Consider the following 14,568-nt stretch of genomic DNA (forward strand, 5'->3'; position numbering starts at 1 on the left):
TGCTTTGGATAAAGAACAATCTACAACACATCCCCCGCTCGTAGACCAACCGCCAGCGGCGCTGCTGAAGCGCCTTTTCCAATCTGGTGGCAAGGTTCCACTAAGCTTTGAGTTCTTTCCTCCCCAAACCGCTTCGCGTCGTGATCATTTATATGAAGTTACAGATCGACTTGCGCCTGTGGCTGCTGAAGGGTTTTCCGTCACAATGGGAGCCGGCGGTGCGACACGTACAGGAACCCACGAAACAGCCGTAGCGATTACTGAACGGTGCGCTCGTCCTGTGACTGCTCATCTTACGACATTGGGCATGAGTAAAACGGAAGCCTTGTCTTGTGCTGACGGCCTTTGGTCTTCCGGGGTAGATCGCATTCTTGCACTCAGAGGTGATCAACCTAAAGACATGACAGAGACACCTTCTGGCTTTGAACATGCCTGCGACTTGGTGAAAGCCCTGTCTCGCCAACACCCCTTTGAAATAGCTGTCGCCGCTTATCCGGAAAAACATCCGGACGCGGCGGATCTGGACACCGACATTGACCACCTAAAGGAAAAAATCGATGCCGGTGCCAGTCGGGCTTACTGTCAGTTCGTTTTGGACCCGGCAGCGTATGGCCGATTTCTTGAAAAATGCGACCGCCATGGGATTCACGCTCCCATCGTGCCGGGGCTTATGCCACTAGATGACTGGAAACGCATGCGATCATTTGCGGTGGCAAATGGGACCAGTGTTCCTGCGTGGCTGGATCAGCTTTTCACTATCGGAGAAACAACGCCGGAAATAATGCCGAACCTTGCATTAGCGGCTATGGTCGAACAGGCGCGTCGTTTGATCGCCTATGGCGCTCCGGCTCTGCATGTTTACACCATGAACCGATGGCCACTATCTCTAACGCTAGCCCGACTGCTTGGGCACTAGCTGTTTGCCAAGTATCTCATCGCTCGCGGACGCATTTTACCAACCGCAATCTGGCTGGCAAAGATAACAAGTATCACGTGGACTCAGGTGGCGGCGTCGTAGCTTGAAAAGACTTCCGCACTTCGATTGCGCCGGATCAGGAACACGTCATATGCTTCTCGCCGATTTTCCGATCCCATGCCCTAACCTCCTACCCCACTGTTAAGCGGTTGGCACACAGTGCCTAACCGCACCAACAAAGAAGAATCACCAACAGATTGTGGCAGAAATTTGTCCTGAACGTGACAGTACCGTGCGAGGTTGACTGATGCCGAACAGTAGCTGCAATAAGTTGAGATCGTTCAGAAATTTGACCCTAAATAAATCATACATGTGCGGTAGGTATTTGTTTTAAATAATTAAATATTCAAGCAATTGGCCAGTTGAACCGCACAAGGCATACTCATTTCACGGCTTATTTAGGATTAACCACAGTGTACCTTAGAGCCCTCTAGACTGTACCTCGTCCCTTCAGTCAGGAGCTAGGCTCGAGATTAACTAGTTCGGGTTGCGCAGCACTATCTGCGCAACCCTTTTTAAACCAAAGCGACTTTATCGTCGTAGTGAAAGAATGAATGATGACCCAATTTACCGCTGACAAAAGAAAAAATGAACTCGGTTCTATCGAGCTTGCTCCGATGCAAATTGACGAGCTGACAGCACGGAAATTTCAACTAAGTGCGACTCTTCTCCTCATAGTAACCACAACTGGATTGGGACTGCTCGGACTATAGTCAGCTGAGGTGATGTTGGGCATACGCTCGTTCATTCGCCAGCCTCCAGTATCTTAAGTGCCTCAGTTCCCGCCAGGTTTGCGTTTTGTTGGCCAAAGTCGAAGCCAGTTTCCCTCATCTCGGTTTTGGCAGCAGCATCGGCCCCAGCCTCCAACAACGTTGTGACACTCTTTGCAGAACCGAATTTGGCAGCGCCGTGTAAAGGCGTCCAATCATTGGATGTTTTCGCATTTACTTCAGCCCCGGCATCAAGAAGCAGCTTGATATTCTCCACGGTGCCAGTGGCTGCCACAAAGTGAAGCGGTGTGCGATTCCATTGGTCCTTGGCATTCACGTCAGCTCCCGCTGCAAGCAGTGCAGAGATCACCTCAGGCTTTGCGCCCGCAACCCAGTGCAGGGCCGTTTTCCCCACGTCATCCCGTGCATCCACATAGACGCCTTGGTCGATCAACTGCTGTACGCTTTCGGCAGTCGCTGACACGTAGAAATCAGCAACGCAAAGGTCCAAGCAGTCATCAGATGCTAGCACCGGTCCACCTGCAAAGACCAATGCTGACGCTATGATGCAAAGAGCATTTTGCATAGCATTACCCCCAATTTAAATGCCGCATCATAACACACAAACTTTAAGGCGGACATGAAAGTAACGGAAGTCAGATGGGGCTGCAACGCGGCTACAAAAGTAGCCTTTCGTCGTCGGCGTAGCGACGTGTGAACAGGCCATGACCGAGTAGTGGGCAAGGGCGACCTTAAGTTTTTCTGATGAATTCTTCAGCGCCCGGTTTTAGCTCATCTGATAGCCAGTAAAAGTCCGGCGGCAGGACCGGTAGCTTAGTCGTGATCATGGGGTCTGAAGAAAGCCGACGCGCTGCGCTCAGGCAGACTTCGGCTTGCTCTGTCATTTGCAGTTTACTTAGTGCCAGCGCACGCATTTTCAGGTGCCCGGCTTCGTTGGGGCGCAAGTTCGAAGCTGCCGCCGCATCTCGCTCTGCACCTTCGAAATTACCGCCACAAAAACGCGCCACGCTGCGTTGGAAGAGCCTGTAAGGCTGGAGCGGGTCTTGAGCGCCGCGTTCAATTAGGCGAGAGTAAGCCGCGTCCGCAGCCGCAAAGTTAGACTCGCGCAGGCATATTTGACCTTCGAGTTCATAATTCTCGAGATAAGCAGGATTCAAATCACGACTATGCCGCAGATCTGCGCCCGCGCCGGTTACGTCATCCATCACAGTGAGCCGGAACATCGCTCTCGTCCAGAACACATAGTCGCTCTGCGGCGACTGGATGACAGCGGTGTTCAAATCATCTAAAAGGGCTGACTTCAAATCAGCCCTGATCTTTGCATAGCGTGCTCCATGCAACATTATCTGAGCCTCGGCACGCATGGCGAGAGAGACCCCATCTAAGGGGTTCAGCTCGACGGCGCGCTCCATCAGCGACAGCCCGTAACTCCAGCTTTCTGTCGTGACCTTGTAATACTCGTTTGCTGCTCTTGCCCTGAGCTCCGAAACGCTAAGCTCATCACTTGAGATTTCCGCCAGCCGATCACCATCAAATGCGTTGGTTTGTAACCGCAAATCCCCTTCAGCCAGTTCCAGGACCTCGTCGCAAAACGCAAATATGTCGTCTGTTTCCGCCTCGTATGTTTGCGACCAGACAGGGCGAGCATCGGCTCGCAAGATCAGGGTCACGGTAAACCGCCCCTTGCCACCGGCGAGACGCAATCGTCCGCGCAGATCATAGGTGGCCTTGTCCGCAGTTTTGTTTTGGCCGTCAAAGACCATTACACCCTTTCGCCGCGAAATGCGCACGATCAACTGATCGTGCAGATCGCCAGCTAGCGAACCGGTTTCCGTATCAGCGGGTGCAAATTCGACAGGCTGAACCACAATCGAAGGAACGTCGCCCCAATTGGGTTTTCCGCTAGGCGTTGATCGCCACTGATAGAGCCTCATTGGTTGAGAAATGTTCTTGAGGCTGAACGAACCCGCATCGCTGAGCGCCTTGCCCTTATCATCTGAAAGCTGGCGGAAAAGGTCCTCGGAGATCATTATTCCACCCGGCGGCGCTTCCGTCTGAATTCGCTGAACGATGTTGACGCCAGCACCATAAAAGTCATCGTCGTCTTGGACAATTTCACCAATATGGCACCCTATCCGAAGCTTGATCTCGCCATGGGAGTAGAGATTGGACTGAACCTGCATGGCGCTATCCAAGGCCGCATCAATAGAAGAAAAAGCGATGATCCAAGCATCGCCCATGCGTTTGAGTACTTCTCCTCCAAAATCTGAAACAACCGGCTCAAAGTATCGGTTTTTGAGTTCACGAACTGCTTCGATTGCAGCATTCTGATCGCGTTCCATCATCGCGGAGTATCCAACGATGTCGACAAACATCAGAATTTTTATTCGTGAACGCATTGGTCACCTCCGCTTCACATCCTAGCGATGTTAGCAACTCCTACAAGAAAAGTTGGAAATACCACAAAACCATTGGTCCATAGTAAGTCTAGACGTCCCGAAAATTGGACGATTTTGGGGCTGAGAGCCACCTTGCGACGGTGCAGCAGGCCAAGCTTGAACCACGCTCCGCAAGCAGCCATTCCCAAACGCATATGCTCCAGCCATTTCAGCGGCCTGACCAGCTTCTCGGACATTCGAATTTTGGAAGCGGCCCATAGACGAACGGAGACGGAACGACAGCACCAGATGTTAGATTGCGGAATTTTACTCCGCGACGGTCAGATTACCCAACCATTTCCATGGCCATTTTGTCTCCGGGATTCACATGGGAGGGCAAACCAACGACGCTACTATGTCGAAAGCTGCCATTTATAAAGCTATTCAGCCGTGAAACCTGGTTTCTTTCAGCGCCGTCGCATGATTGTTCAGAGCCCTCGGAATACGCCGCCTAGGTTTTTTCTAGGAGAATTTCTCTGTTTCGCGGTATTCTTGCCAGAAACCCTGATGTTGAACCGTCAGGAAAGCGACCTAGGGGGATACAATATGCGTACATTTTTTGCGGCATTTTTGATGTCGACGGCTGCGTCCGTGGCGAATGCAGAACCGTCCGTCGAACGAGGTGAATACCTTGTCAGAGGGCCAGCAGGTTGCGGCAATTGCCACACTCCACAAACGCCAAATGGACCGGACATGAGCAACGAGTTGGGTGGCTTTATGGTCGAAAAAAATCCGGCATTTGAAGCTTGGGCGGTCAACATAACGCCAGGGGGGCGAGTTGCCGATTGGACGAATGACGAACTTGCTAGGGCGATCCGAGAAGGCATTCGCCCGGATGGCTCTTTGATCGGGCCGCCTATGCCGATGGCCCTTTATCGTGGGCTGTCCGACGATGACCTGTACTCGATTGTCGCTTTCCTGCGCACCGTCCCAGCCAGTCAGAATGAAACGCCGTTTTCCACATACAACATTCCGCTTCCACCCGCTTACGGACCACCGGTCGAAAGCGTTTCAGCACCTGCTCGTGCGGTAACCGTCGAGTATGGTGAGTATCTTGCTGGTCCGGTGGCACATTGCATGGAATGCCATACACCAATGGGCGATCAAGGTCCGATGTTAGATACACATCTGGGTGCGGGAGGCTTTGAGTTTCACGGCCCGTGGGGCAAATCTGTATCCGCCAACCTGACCACACATGAAGATGGGCTCGCCAACTACACTGATGCAGAAATCTTGAAGATGATTACCCAAGGCGTCCGACCAGATGGTTCAAAAATGCTCCCTCCTATGGGGTATCATCACTACGCTGCAATGACGGAAAATGATCTAGATGCCGTCTTAGTATATTTGCGCCAACTACCAGCGCTCCCAGACGGTTAATAAGCCTGTATGCTTAAGATTTGGCACGGCCAAGGCACCGCAATGACAGCAATGTCAAATGAGTGTTAGCTCATGCACCGTGTAGAGAATGGCGGCGTTTTTCTTAATCCTTTTGTGGTGCCAGACAGGGCAGACGGCAAGGCTTTGTCGGAAACAGAAACGCGTCAATTCCCCTTACTCTAGGTCGACGCTCATAGCGCAGACTTCGAAACGAAAAATTGTTCCTGAAAGTCTATACGCCGACAACTTCCGGACGAAGTGTATAAAAAATATAGAGCACTTCCGCTTTTTCTGCGTCGCCCACATTGGAGTTTGAAAGTGCCGCCATCAAGTCATCTACGGCGGCCATGTATTCATTGTCTGAAATATTCATGTGCTTATGGGCACTCAACATGTCTTTTCCATCGTAGACTTGCGGCCCCCCAGATCCCATCGAAAAGAAATCGGCTGCCTTCTTTTTCATATTATCGGCATCGCTGCCAGCGAACCGAGCAGAGATAAGTGGGTTGGCCATATGATTGTCGACAAGGTCGGATGCGATTTTGGAAATTCCTGTGGTGCCGCCGAGACGGTCAAAGAGTGTCGCTGACATCGGTTTTTCCCTTTTTTTGAGCCGGTGTTTGTAAATTGCCCATCGTCCTCTCAGCATCGGCTAAGAAATATGGCCTTGGCAAGGATTATGTTGCCCATTGGTCGGTGTGGTGGGATTTCTGAAACATCGCCCATCAGCCAAAATGCGAATTGATAAATTCGCCGGATGGCGGCTTTGTCCCGCACTGCGGTCGTTGATGTTCGACGCAGCGAACGTCTGTTGTCCGCCCTTATTGTCGAAATGTGCATACCGCAGCATTAGTCACAAACGGCCCAGAGCGGACCTTGGTACTCAGCGCGGCGAATGACCGGTCAGAGCCCAAAGTTCCAAATGCTGCACGCTGCATTAATGTCCGCTCCTTTGCCCCGATGAAATTGTGAAAGTGACGGGTCCTTTCGATACGAAATCTCAATCGAATTGTCATCGCGGCACAGCCCTTTAACCGTAGAAATACGGATTGGTGTTTGCGCCCGCACCTGCCATGAATGCAAATGGCTGTCTCATACTTAAAGAATTTCTGGCGATACGCATTGCTATGGGCGTTTGCCGTCATACTCGCGCTCAGCGGGGTAGCGTTTTTTGAACGGCAAAACTTGGTTCGTGAACTGACTGTCAAAAGTGCAACACTGCATCGCTTGGCCTCTCAGCGGGCTGATCAGCATGATGCGCATTTGACATCGTTGTCTGCGATTTTTGTGGCGGGTGGGGTGGAGCGGCAAGATTTATTGCTGGATGTCGCTGCAACGATAACGCGCTTCTACCCACGCATTACGTCGGTAAATGTCGTCCCTTATGACCAATCCCAACCGGTGATAGAAACGCCGCCCGGTCTGTCGATACAGGCAAGGGAGCATGTTGTTGAGTTGGCGAGCCGCACAACCGGAGCGTTGCAAATAGGGCAAATGCCAGACCTGCCAGATCACTATCTGCTTGTGAAACGCACACCTAACTCTGACGCGGCGCAGCATGGTTTGGCGCTGGTGATCGACGCCCGCGCGCTGATTGCCACAGATGATCCGTTTTGGGACGCGCCATCGGCTTCTTTGCGTCTTTCCACACCGGACGGCCAAACGGCATTGGTGGGCCAGGTTTCATCGGGTGAGACCGGGTTTTCAAAACCGCTTGGCAGTGTATCTCAGCCTTTGGTGTTTGAGACCTCTTTGGCCATCGTACTGACTGACCTCTTGCCGGTCGGGAATGTGGTCTTTGTAATCGCACTGGTCACAGCGCTCTTTTTGCTGTCGGCCTTCGGCTTCAAACAACGCGCGCGCACCAAAGACGCTGAAAGCCGCGCAAAGTTCAGCGCGCAGGAAACGCGACTGGCCCATGCGTCACGCGTCAATGCAATGGGTGAAATGGCCAGCGGGATGGCGCATGAACTGGCGCAACCGCTGACCGCCATCCTGAGCCAAGCACAGGCTGGTCGCCATTTAGCGCGGCGCGGTGACGTTGAACGCCTCGGCACGGTTCTGGATGATACGGTGTCGCAGGCGCAGCGGGCGGCAAATATTCTAGATCGCCTAAGACGTTGGAGCAAACCGAGCCGGGCACCGTCCAAATCCTGCGAGGTACACGTTGCCGCCCAAAGTGTGCAAAACTTGTTGGCATCAGAGGCAAAGACAAAAGGTGCCATTATCACCCTGTCATTGCACGATGATCCGCTTTTCATTGATGCGGATCCCGTCGAGTTAGAGCAGGTTGTGTTTAATCTGGTGCGCAACGCACTGGACGCTTCGGACGTGGCACGGGTCACGATTAGCACGCATGTCGATGGCCCGTCAGTCATTCTGGATGTCAGCGATAGCGGGCCAGGGGTGCCTGAACACCTCAAGCCTCGCATCTTTGAGCCATTCGTTACGGACAAGCCGGATGGCACCGGTCTTGGCCTCGCACTTTGCCAAAGGCTGGTTGAGGAAATGGGCGGTGACATTGCGCTCTTGGACGATACTGCCCAGACAACTTTTCGGTTATCACTGCCGCTCTCAAACAACGCAGTCGCGCCATGACCAATCACGTCTACCTCGTTGATGATGATGAGGCCGTCCGCAACGCCCTGAGCCTGCTGTTGGAAACTGTCGGGCTGAATGTGCGCAGCTTTGCGTCACCCGAGACATTCCTGATGCAAGCCGCAGATCTTACACCGGGGTGCCTGATCCTTGATATCAGGATGCCCGCGATTTCGGGTCTAAAACTACAAGAAAAACTGACCGATCAAGGCGTTTCATGGCCCACTGTTATTATCAGCGGACACGGCGATATCGAGGCGTGCAGGCGCGCGTTTCGCAATGGGGCAATTGATTTCCTCAGCAAACCTGTTGACGAACAAGACCTGATCGACGCGATCCAAAAGGGTCATGCAGAACTTGAAACACGCCGACAGGCTTCAGAGGAACGCGCAGAAGCGGTGGCGTTGGTGCGCCACCTGTCCGCACGCGAACAGCAAGTCTTGGAGATGATCGCGAAGGGTCTGACCACCAAGCAAATCGCCGATGCGCTCATCCTGTCGCCCCGCACGGTTGAAAGTCACCGCGCAGCAATTGCGACTAAAGCGGGCACGTCCTCGGCGGCGGAATTGACCCGTTATTGGCTGGATGCACAGGCAGAATAACGGGCAGAATGACACGCGGATCAGTAGAACTACGGACACCTTTGCGGATGCTACGAATATCGCCGATCACAGCGGCGAATTAGAACCAGAGCATCAGTTCAACAAAAGGAAATACACAATGATCCGTTCTATTGCTCTTGCTACAGCCCTGCTTACACCCATCGCAGCCTTCGCCCAAGACCTGCCTACAGCACCTTACCTGCCGCTGGATATAGCGACCACAGCCGCCCAAGCCGCAGTCGCTGCATGTTCTGCTGAAGGCCACAACGTCAGCGTCGCAATCGTTGCGCGCAGCGGTGAGACCAAAGTGCTTTTGCGCGCCGACAACGCGGGCCCGCACACAGTGGGCTCCAGCAAAGGCAAAGCATTCACATCCGCCAGTATGGGCCGTGACACGGCAGGTCTTGCGGGCTTTATCGGCGGCAACCCTGAAAATGGCGGTCTGCGCGACATGGACAGCCGTCTGGTGATCCAAGCGGGTGGTCTACCGATCAAAATTGGTGGCGCATTGGTCGGTGGTATCGGTGTTGGTGGCGCACCATCCGGCGCGATTGACGAGACATGCGCGCGAGCAGGTCTTGACGCAATCGGCGCTGAATAATCCAAACGCGGCCCTTCCCTTATTGGGGCGGGTCCCCCTCTTTGAAAGGTGTCACCATGCTTCGTGTCTTACTGCTCGCTGTGACCATTGGCACCGGTGGCTTTGCCCATGCACAGACAGCCCCATCAGCATCAGACATCACGTCTTACACAGGTTTGCATCTTGCCGCCCACGAGGGCGACGTGGATGAGATTAACCGTTTGATCGCAGCAGGTGCCGATGTCGATATCCGTGATCGGTCACAGCGTACGCCCGCGCATGTCGCAGCCTTTGCGTCACATGATGACGCGCTGACCGCACTCGCAAACGGTGGCGCAGATATGAATGCCTTGGAAAACCGCGTCTATGACGTGCTGACCATCGCCGCCGTTGCGGACGATCCTGAAATGGTGTCACTGGCGATGGAACTCGGGAATGCACCGGACCTGATCACCAGCGTTTATGACGGAACCGCCTTGATCGCCGCGGCCCACCTTGGGCACCACGACGTGGTGGCGCGTCTGGTGGCTGGTGGTGCGCCATTGGATCATATCAACAATCTGGCGTGGACGGCTTTGATCGAGGCAGTTGTTTTGGGGGATGGTGGGTCCGACCATATAAGGACTGTGCTGATCCTCGTTGATGCGGGTGCAGATAAATCCATCGGAGATCGCGATGGTGTTACACCTCTACAACACGCTATATCGCGCGGCTATGCCGAAATGGTTGAAATGCTGAAGTAGACGGTATGGCGATGACCCTACCAAAACGTGCTATTTTGGGAAACTGCCGTGTCATCCAACCTCGTCGTAACTTTCCTTTAAAGCTTCGCGCCTTTAAGCTGATCCATAGCCTGCCTCGCAAAAGTAGTTCCAGCATTCTTGCGGTGTGAACAGGTCGCAGACTTCGGCCAGTGCATCGAACATCTGATCGAAGGTCCTAGCACCGATCCTTCGAAGGTGTGCTTTCAGTTTTGAGAAGGCCATTTCGATCGGATTGAGATCCGGCGAGTATGGCGGCAGGTAGAGGAACCAGCATCCGACGTCTTTCAAAGCCTGCGCAGCATCCTTGTTGCGATGCGTCGCGAGGTTGTCGCAGATCACGACGGTTCCCGGCAGCAGTTCCGGCGCAAGGACCTGCCGAATGTATGCGGCGAAGGCTTCTCCGTTCATTGCGCCTTTGATCACCCAAGGGGCGATGAGGCTGTCATGGGTCAGACCCGCGATGAACGTTTGCGTGCCCCAAGCGCCGAAGGGCGCGGTCATTTCCAAGCGCTTGCCACACAAGCTGCGCCCTCGCAGGCGGGTCAGATTGGTTTTGACCGAAGTTTCGTCAATGAATACAAGCTGATCGGGATGCCTCTGCATTTTAGGAATGCGATATTTGAACCATTCCTGTCGCAGGTGTTTTACCCGTGCGCGCAGCCGTTCGGTCGCGACCAGTGACTTTTTTGTAGGTATACCCAAGCTTGCGCAGAAATCGTCCGATGGATGCGGCATGGGCGATAACGCCGGTGGCGGACGCCAGGGCTCCTGCGAGTTCAGGCAAAGTGATGTCACCGTCCTGCGCAACCAGTTCTTCAAGAAGCCCCTGGTGCGCAGCAAGCTTGCCATGACCTGGCGGGCGGCCCTGAATATCCGGCGAGATCGCCCCAGTCTCGCGCCACTTACGCTGCCAGCGGACACCCGTCGCCGCAGACAATTTCAATCGGGCTGCCGCCGCGCGACCGCTTAACCCTTCTTCAATATATTCACAAAACCGCGTGCGCAGCTCTGACGATAGTGCTGATGACATGAAACATCCTCCCAGTCAGGATGAATCACAAATCAAACCAATTGGGAATCCCACGATTCAGGTTTCAAGCTCCCCGCTTTAGGTTCCAACTTGGCGCAGCAGCAGCGAAAGGCCGCTCCGTCCCGCACAGCAGACCTCTATGCAAACCGCAGCGAAGGGCCGCTTCCCGCCCCTAGTGTCGAAATGTGCATGGTGCAGCATCGGTCAGTTTGGGCTCTCTTCCGCCGTTCGCTACGGAGCGCGCCAAAGTCCGCTTTGCGGCCAATCACCAGCTTTTAGTTTTTTGGGCCCCGAGCCTGGTTACTCCCTTTATTTTGACTGAAGGGTGTTTGCCGTGCGGAGGCGGCAAACTTTTTACCCCACCAAACCAAAAAAGTGCCGTTACCCTCGTAGCAATTGAGACCTCCACATCAGATGATGTAACCGCACCAACAAAGAAGAATCACCAACAGATTATGGCAGAAATTTGTCCTGAACGTGACAGTACCGTGCGAGGTTGACTGATGCCGAACAGTAGCTGCAATAAGTTGAGATCGTTCAGATATTTGACCCTAAATAAATCATACATCGCATACTTCACCCAAGCGGAGATACGAAAAGCGGCATGAGCAGAAACCTGGTACATCTTAGCCAAGCCGCAAACCTGTTCTAAAAAGCAGGACCACTTCACACCTATTCCTGTCGCTGACCTTTTTACCCCCTGAAATTTGGCGGGGGATAAATTCTAAGTGACTGTATCCCTTCGGGATATTCTCCTGATCCCTTCTTCTTAGTTGCAAGATTTCAGCTATATAATTTTTAGGGATACGGGATAAATACATGCCTTGTTCGACCGTATCCCGCGAAGGGATACACTATGTCGACAGATAAATTTACAGTTAAGCAGATCCAATGGAAGATCAGAGATGAAACCAGATGGAACTACTGCATGGATGCAGCCATTAAGGAGGGACATCAGTCACCCTCTGCACACGCTCGTGCGCTGTATGAACAAGAGGTAGGCCTAGATACGACAGAGGCCTCAAGTGCCGGCCGTAAGTTAGCCCTCACAGAAGACCAACAGGATGCTCTCAACAAGATCGATGAGCTCTACAAAATGTTTGGCACTCTACCCCATCGAAACCACCGGGCAGGATATGGGCATACCACTTATTTCGCATGACAGTAACTCTTATACTTTCAAGCTTAAGATCTTCAGAAATCGTTGTTATTAAACAATTTCTGAAGATAAGCAGTGGCGCGGTTGACGGGGCTCGAACCCGCGACCCCCGGCGTGACAGGCCGGTACTCTAACCATCTGAGCTACAACCGCCCGCTGCATCCCCCTTGGCCCTAAGGCCTCGGAGCGTTCGGTCGTAATATGGGCGTGGCCCGCCTGCGTCAAGACGCAAAACCTCGCTTTTTCGTAGAAAGTTTCACAGCGTGAAATTGGTGCTGTCTTGCGTTCCTCTGGCTTGGCAAACGCATGACGGGTGCCGCACTCCTTTGACGACCTCGCAGGTGATGTTGCGCGGCATTGCGCGCGCGCAAAAACTTTCCCGAACCTCCATTGAGTGCAGCAGTTCTTAAAATCTGGATGTGCTAGGGTTCATTGACCGATGCTAGCGATTTTGGTGATCTAACTAGCAGTCGAACGCACATTGGGATCGCGCGGTGGCAAAGGGCCTCCGACTGCGATCTCAACGGCACGGGCAGCGGCCAACACCACCGCCTCGCCCCGCGGCGGTCCGATCAGTTGCAGCCCCACCGGCAAGCCTTCATCCGACAGGCCCACAGGGACCGAAATCGCCGGAAGTCCAGCCGTCGTTGCCAGAAACGCAAATCGCAGCCAATCCATATAACCGTGCAGCTCAACACCACCAACCTCGCGCACCCATTCCTGGGTTTGCGGACGCGGCAGGTTGCCAACCACAGGACAAGCAAGCACGTCAAAGCGGCTGAACAAGCGACGTATTTCGTTGTATATCTTAGTGCGGTTCAGGTTGGCATCGGCGACATCGTTCACGCTAAGCGTTTGACCTAATTTGATATTTTCACACAACGTCTGTTTGAAATGTTGCTGCATTTCAGCAGGCGCATTACGGCCAAGCGCTACCATGCCAAGCCCACGCAGCGTATGATACGTGCGTTCCAGACCACTCAAATCGGGAGTGGTTTCTTCAATTTCAGCACCATTCGCAGCGACCTTGTCTATGGCGCGGCGCAAGTAACGGGCCATGTCCGCATCCACCGGCGAGAGGCCCCCGAGATCATCTGAGAAAGCGATCCGCAACTTGCCGTCCGCACGTGCAACCGCCTGTTGGAACGGCGCGTCGGGCGCTGGATATGACAGCGGAGACGATGCGTCGAACCCAGACATCGCATCCAGAAATAACGCACAATCGGTGACGGAGCGCGCCATCGGCCCTTCCACGCCTTCGATGCCAAAAGCGGTGTCGCTGCTTCCCGGCACCCGGCCCGGAGATGGGCGCAATCCGACAATGCCATTATACGCCGCCGGAGTGCGCAAACTGCCGCCGTGATCAGATCCTTGGCTGAGCCAAACTTGGCCCGTTGCCAAAGACACCGCCGCCCCTCCGGACGATCCCGCCGCATTCAGCGTTGTGTCGTAAGCGTTGAATGTCGGCCCGAACACATCGTTGAACGTGTTTGCCCCTGCCCCAAGTTCCGGTGTGTTGGTCTTGCCCATGACAATTGCGCCGCGCGCCTCCAGACGGCATACCAACGGGTCACTTTGATCTGGCACATGATCCGCATAGAATTTGGTGCCAAACGTCGTGCGGACCCCTTCGACGGGCGTCAAATCCTTGATACCTATCGGCAAACCACCCAGCCAACCGGGGTGATCGACGTCCCCCGCCATATGATTGGCCGCAGCGCGCGCTCTGTCAGCGCAGACCACCGGCATGGCGTTGACCGCCCCATCGACCTGTTCAATCCGCGCGAGCGATGCGTCAACAAGTTCCGCCGGGCTGACTTCGCCTTTGCGCAAAAGCTCCACGACCTCATGGGCTTGAAGTCGCGTCAATTCGGATCCCGTGAACGGAGGCTGCGTGTCTGTCATAGGTTAGGCCTTTCGAAATGCCATCATTGAGACGTTGTCTTTGATGATTTCATAGATGTTACAGGTTACCAATGGTCTCGGTTAACAAACCATTTCTGTAAGCCAGCGGTATTGCTCCCCACTGCGCCCTAAATCAGAGGCTGGCAGGCTCCGAATGGTTCACAATTTCTTGATCGGTGCGGCATCGGCCATTTAACAGGCGCGCACAGACTTTGATCGAAACAGAAACATCGCATACCATTGATTTAAATATTCTTTATGAGATGATCGGCATGCTCGCTCCGCAAAGATGCATCCTTCTTCCCGACACCGCGGGGCATATTCAAAATCAAATCACACGCACAAAGGCATACCCTCTAAACGCAAAGCTTGATTTGCCCCTTAATTTTGTGATTTGCAGACCTC

Annotated in this window: 12 protein-coding genes, 1 tRNA gene and 1 pseudogene; 7 read left to right on the forward strand and 7 right to left on the reverse strand. The window is 53.7% G+C overall.

Annotated features, from left to right (window positions below; translation table 11 throughout):
- Positions 1-4 precede the first annotated feature (4 nt).
- Positions 5-916 carry a methylenetetrahydrofolate reductase gene (locus C1J03_RS13500; RefSeq protein ID WP_162798540.1) on the forward strand — a complete coding sequence of 304 codons (912 nt, stop codon included), beginning with the start codon at positions 5-7 and terminating at the stop codon, positions 914-916.
- An 83-nt stretch (positions 917-999) separates the two neighbouring features.
- Here the strand turns inward: C1J03_RS13500 and C1J03_RS13505 are convergent.
- The 3 genes and pseudogenes from C1J03_RS13505 to C1J03_RS13515 form a co-directional block, all read right to left on the reverse strand.
- Positions 1,000-1,098 (reverse strand): annotated as a pseudogene (locus tag C1J03_RS13505) (DUF411 domain-containing protein); the annotation flags it as partial.
- 622 nt (positions 1,099-1,720) lie between these two features.
- A complete protein-coding gene (locus tag C1J03_RS13510) occupies positions 1,721-2,272 on the reverse strand; it encodes an ankyrin repeat domain-containing protein (protein WP_114887074.1) in 552 nt (183 codons plus the stop codon).
- Positions 2,273-2,438: 166 nt separating this feature from the next.
- Complete coding sequence (locus C1J03_RS13515) at positions 2,439-4,106, reverse strand: adenylate/guanylate cyclase domain-containing protein (protein WP_114887075.1); 1,668 nt, start codon at positions 4,104-4,106, stop codon at positions 2,439-2,441.
- A gap of 585 nt (positions 4,107-4,691) precedes the next feature.
- Here C1J03_RS13515 and C1J03_RS13525 point away from each other — a divergent pair.
- The gene (locus C1J03_RS13525; protein WP_114887077.1) at positions 4,692-5,525 is read left to right on the forward strand and encodes a cytochrome C; all 834 of its coding nucleotides are present in this window, start codon (positions 4,692-4,694) and stop codon (positions 5,523-5,525) included.
- A 232-nt stretch (positions 5,526-5,757) separates the two neighbouring features.
- On the opposite strand, the gene C1J03_RS13530 is transcribed toward C1J03_RS13525, so the two are convergent.
- Positions 5,758-6,117, reverse strand: a complete 360-nt coding sequence (locus C1J03_RS13530) for a group I truncated hemoglobin (protein WP_114887078.1) — start codon at positions 6,115-6,117, stop codon at positions 5,758-5,760.
- Positions 6,118-6,788: 671 nt separating this feature from the next.
- On the opposite strand from C1J03_RS13530, the gene C1J03_RS13535 reads away from it, so the two are divergent.
- The 4 genes from C1J03_RS13535 to C1J03_RS13550 all read left to right on the forward strand — a co-directional run bounded on the left by C1J03_RS13535 (position 6,789) and on the right by C1J03_RS13550 (position 10,048).
- On the forward strand, positions 6,789-8,123 hold the full coding sequence (locus C1J03_RS13535; RefSeq protein ID WP_254694042.1) for a sensor histidine kinase: 1,335 nt from the start codon (positions 6,789-6,791) through the stop codon (positions 8,121-8,123).
- Positions 8,120-8,725: a response regulator transcription factor gene (locus C1J03_RS13540; RefSeq protein WP_114887080.1), complete on the forward strand. Its 606-nt coding sequence runs from the start codon at positions 8,120-8,122 to the stop codon at positions 8,723-8,725. Before C1J03_RS13535 ends, C1J03_RS13540 begins: the two co-directional genes overlap by 4 nt.
- Positions 8,726-8,843: 118 nt before the next feature.
- Positions 8,844-9,326, forward strand: a complete 483-nt coding sequence (locus C1J03_RS13545) for a GlcG/HbpS family heme-binding protein (RefSeq protein WP_114887081.1) — start codon at positions 8,844-8,846, stop codon at positions 9,324-9,326.
- A gap of 56 nt (positions 9,327-9,382) precedes the next feature.
- Positions 9,383-10,048, forward strand: coding sequence for an ankyrin repeat domain-containing protein (locus C1J03_RS13550; RefSeq protein ID WP_114887082.1), 666 nt, complete (start codon positions 9,383-9,385; stop codon positions 10,046-10,048).
- A gap of 93 nt (positions 10,049-10,141) precedes the next feature.
- Here the strand turns inward: C1J03_RS13550 and C1J03_RS13555 are convergent.
- A protein-coding gene (locus C1J03_RS13555; RefSeq protein WP_216825856.1) for an IS630 family transposase occupies positions 10,142-11,099 on the reverse strand; the annotation gives its coding sequence in 2 pieces (ribosomal slippage) (positions 10,142-10,756 and positions 10,758-11,099; 957 coding nt in all).
- Positions 11,100-11,955: 856 nt separating this feature from the next.
- On the opposite strand from C1J03_RS13555, the gene C1J03_RS13560 reads away from it, so the two are divergent.
- The gene (locus tag C1J03_RS13560; protein WP_114887083.1) at positions 11,956-12,261 is read left to right on the forward strand and encodes a hypothetical protein; all 306 of its coding nucleotides are present in this window, start codon (positions 11,956-11,958) and stop codon (positions 12,259-12,261) included.
- Positions 12,262-12,334: 73 nt separating this feature from the next.
- Here the strand turns inward: C1J03_RS13560 and C1J03_RS13565 are convergent.
- Both C1J03_RS13565 and C1J03_RS13570 read right to left on the reverse strand, forming a co-directional pair.
- A tRNA-Asp gene (locus C1J03_RS13565) sits at positions 12,335-12,411 on the reverse strand.
- Between the two features lie 306 nt (positions 12,412-12,717).
- A complete protein-coding gene (locus tag C1J03_RS13570) occupies positions 12,718-14,163 on the reverse strand; it encodes an amidase (protein ID WP_114887084.1) in 1,446 nt (481 codons plus the stop codon).
- Between the last annotated feature and the right edge of the window lie 405 nt (positions 14,164-14,568).

This window comes from Sulfitobacter sp. SK012, from assembly GCF_003352085.1.
In the GTDB taxonomy this organism is placed as follows: domain Bacteria; phylum Pseudomonadota; class Alphaproteobacteria; order Rhodobacterales; family Rhodobacteraceae; genus Sulfitobacter.

Excerpts from the sequence above, each read along its gene's own strand:
- C1J03_RS13550 (WP_114887082.1), top strand. The coding sequence starts at position 9,383 with ATGCTTCGTGTCTTACTGCTCGCTGTGACCATTGGCACCGGTGGCTTT.
- C1J03_RS13570 (WP_114887084.1), bottom strand. The coding sequence starts at position 14,163 with ATGACAGACACGCAGCCTCCGTTCACGGGATCCGAATTGACGCGACTT.
- C1J03_RS13515 (WP_114887075.1), bottom strand. The coding sequence starts at position 4,106 with ATGCGTTCACGAATAAAAATTCTGATGTTTGTCGACATCGTTGGATAC.
- C1J03_RS13530 (WP_114887078.1), bottom strand. The coding sequence starts at position 6,117 with ATGTCAGCGACACTCTTTGACCGTCTCGGCGGCACCACAGGAATTTCC.
- C1J03_RS13510 (WP_114887074.1), bottom strand. The coding sequence starts at position 2,272 with ATGCAAAATGCTCTTTGCATCATAGCGTCAGCATTGGTCTTTGCAGGT.
- C1J03_RS13545 (WP_114887081.1), top strand. The coding sequence starts at position 8,844 with ATGATCCGTTCTATTGCTCTTGCTACAGCCCTGCTTACACCCATCGCA.
- C1J03_RS13525 (WP_114887077.1), top strand. The coding sequence starts at position 4,692 with ATGCGTACATTTTTTGCGGCATTTTTGATGTCGACGGCTGCGTCCGTG.
- C1J03_RS13540 (WP_114887080.1), top strand. The coding sequence starts at position 8,120 with ATGACCAATCACGTCTACCTCGTTGATGATGATGAGGCCGTCCGCAAC.
- C1J03_RS13560 (WP_114887083.1), top strand. The coding sequence starts at position 11,956 with ATGTCGACAGATAAATTTACAGTTAAGCAGATCCAATGGAAGATCAGA.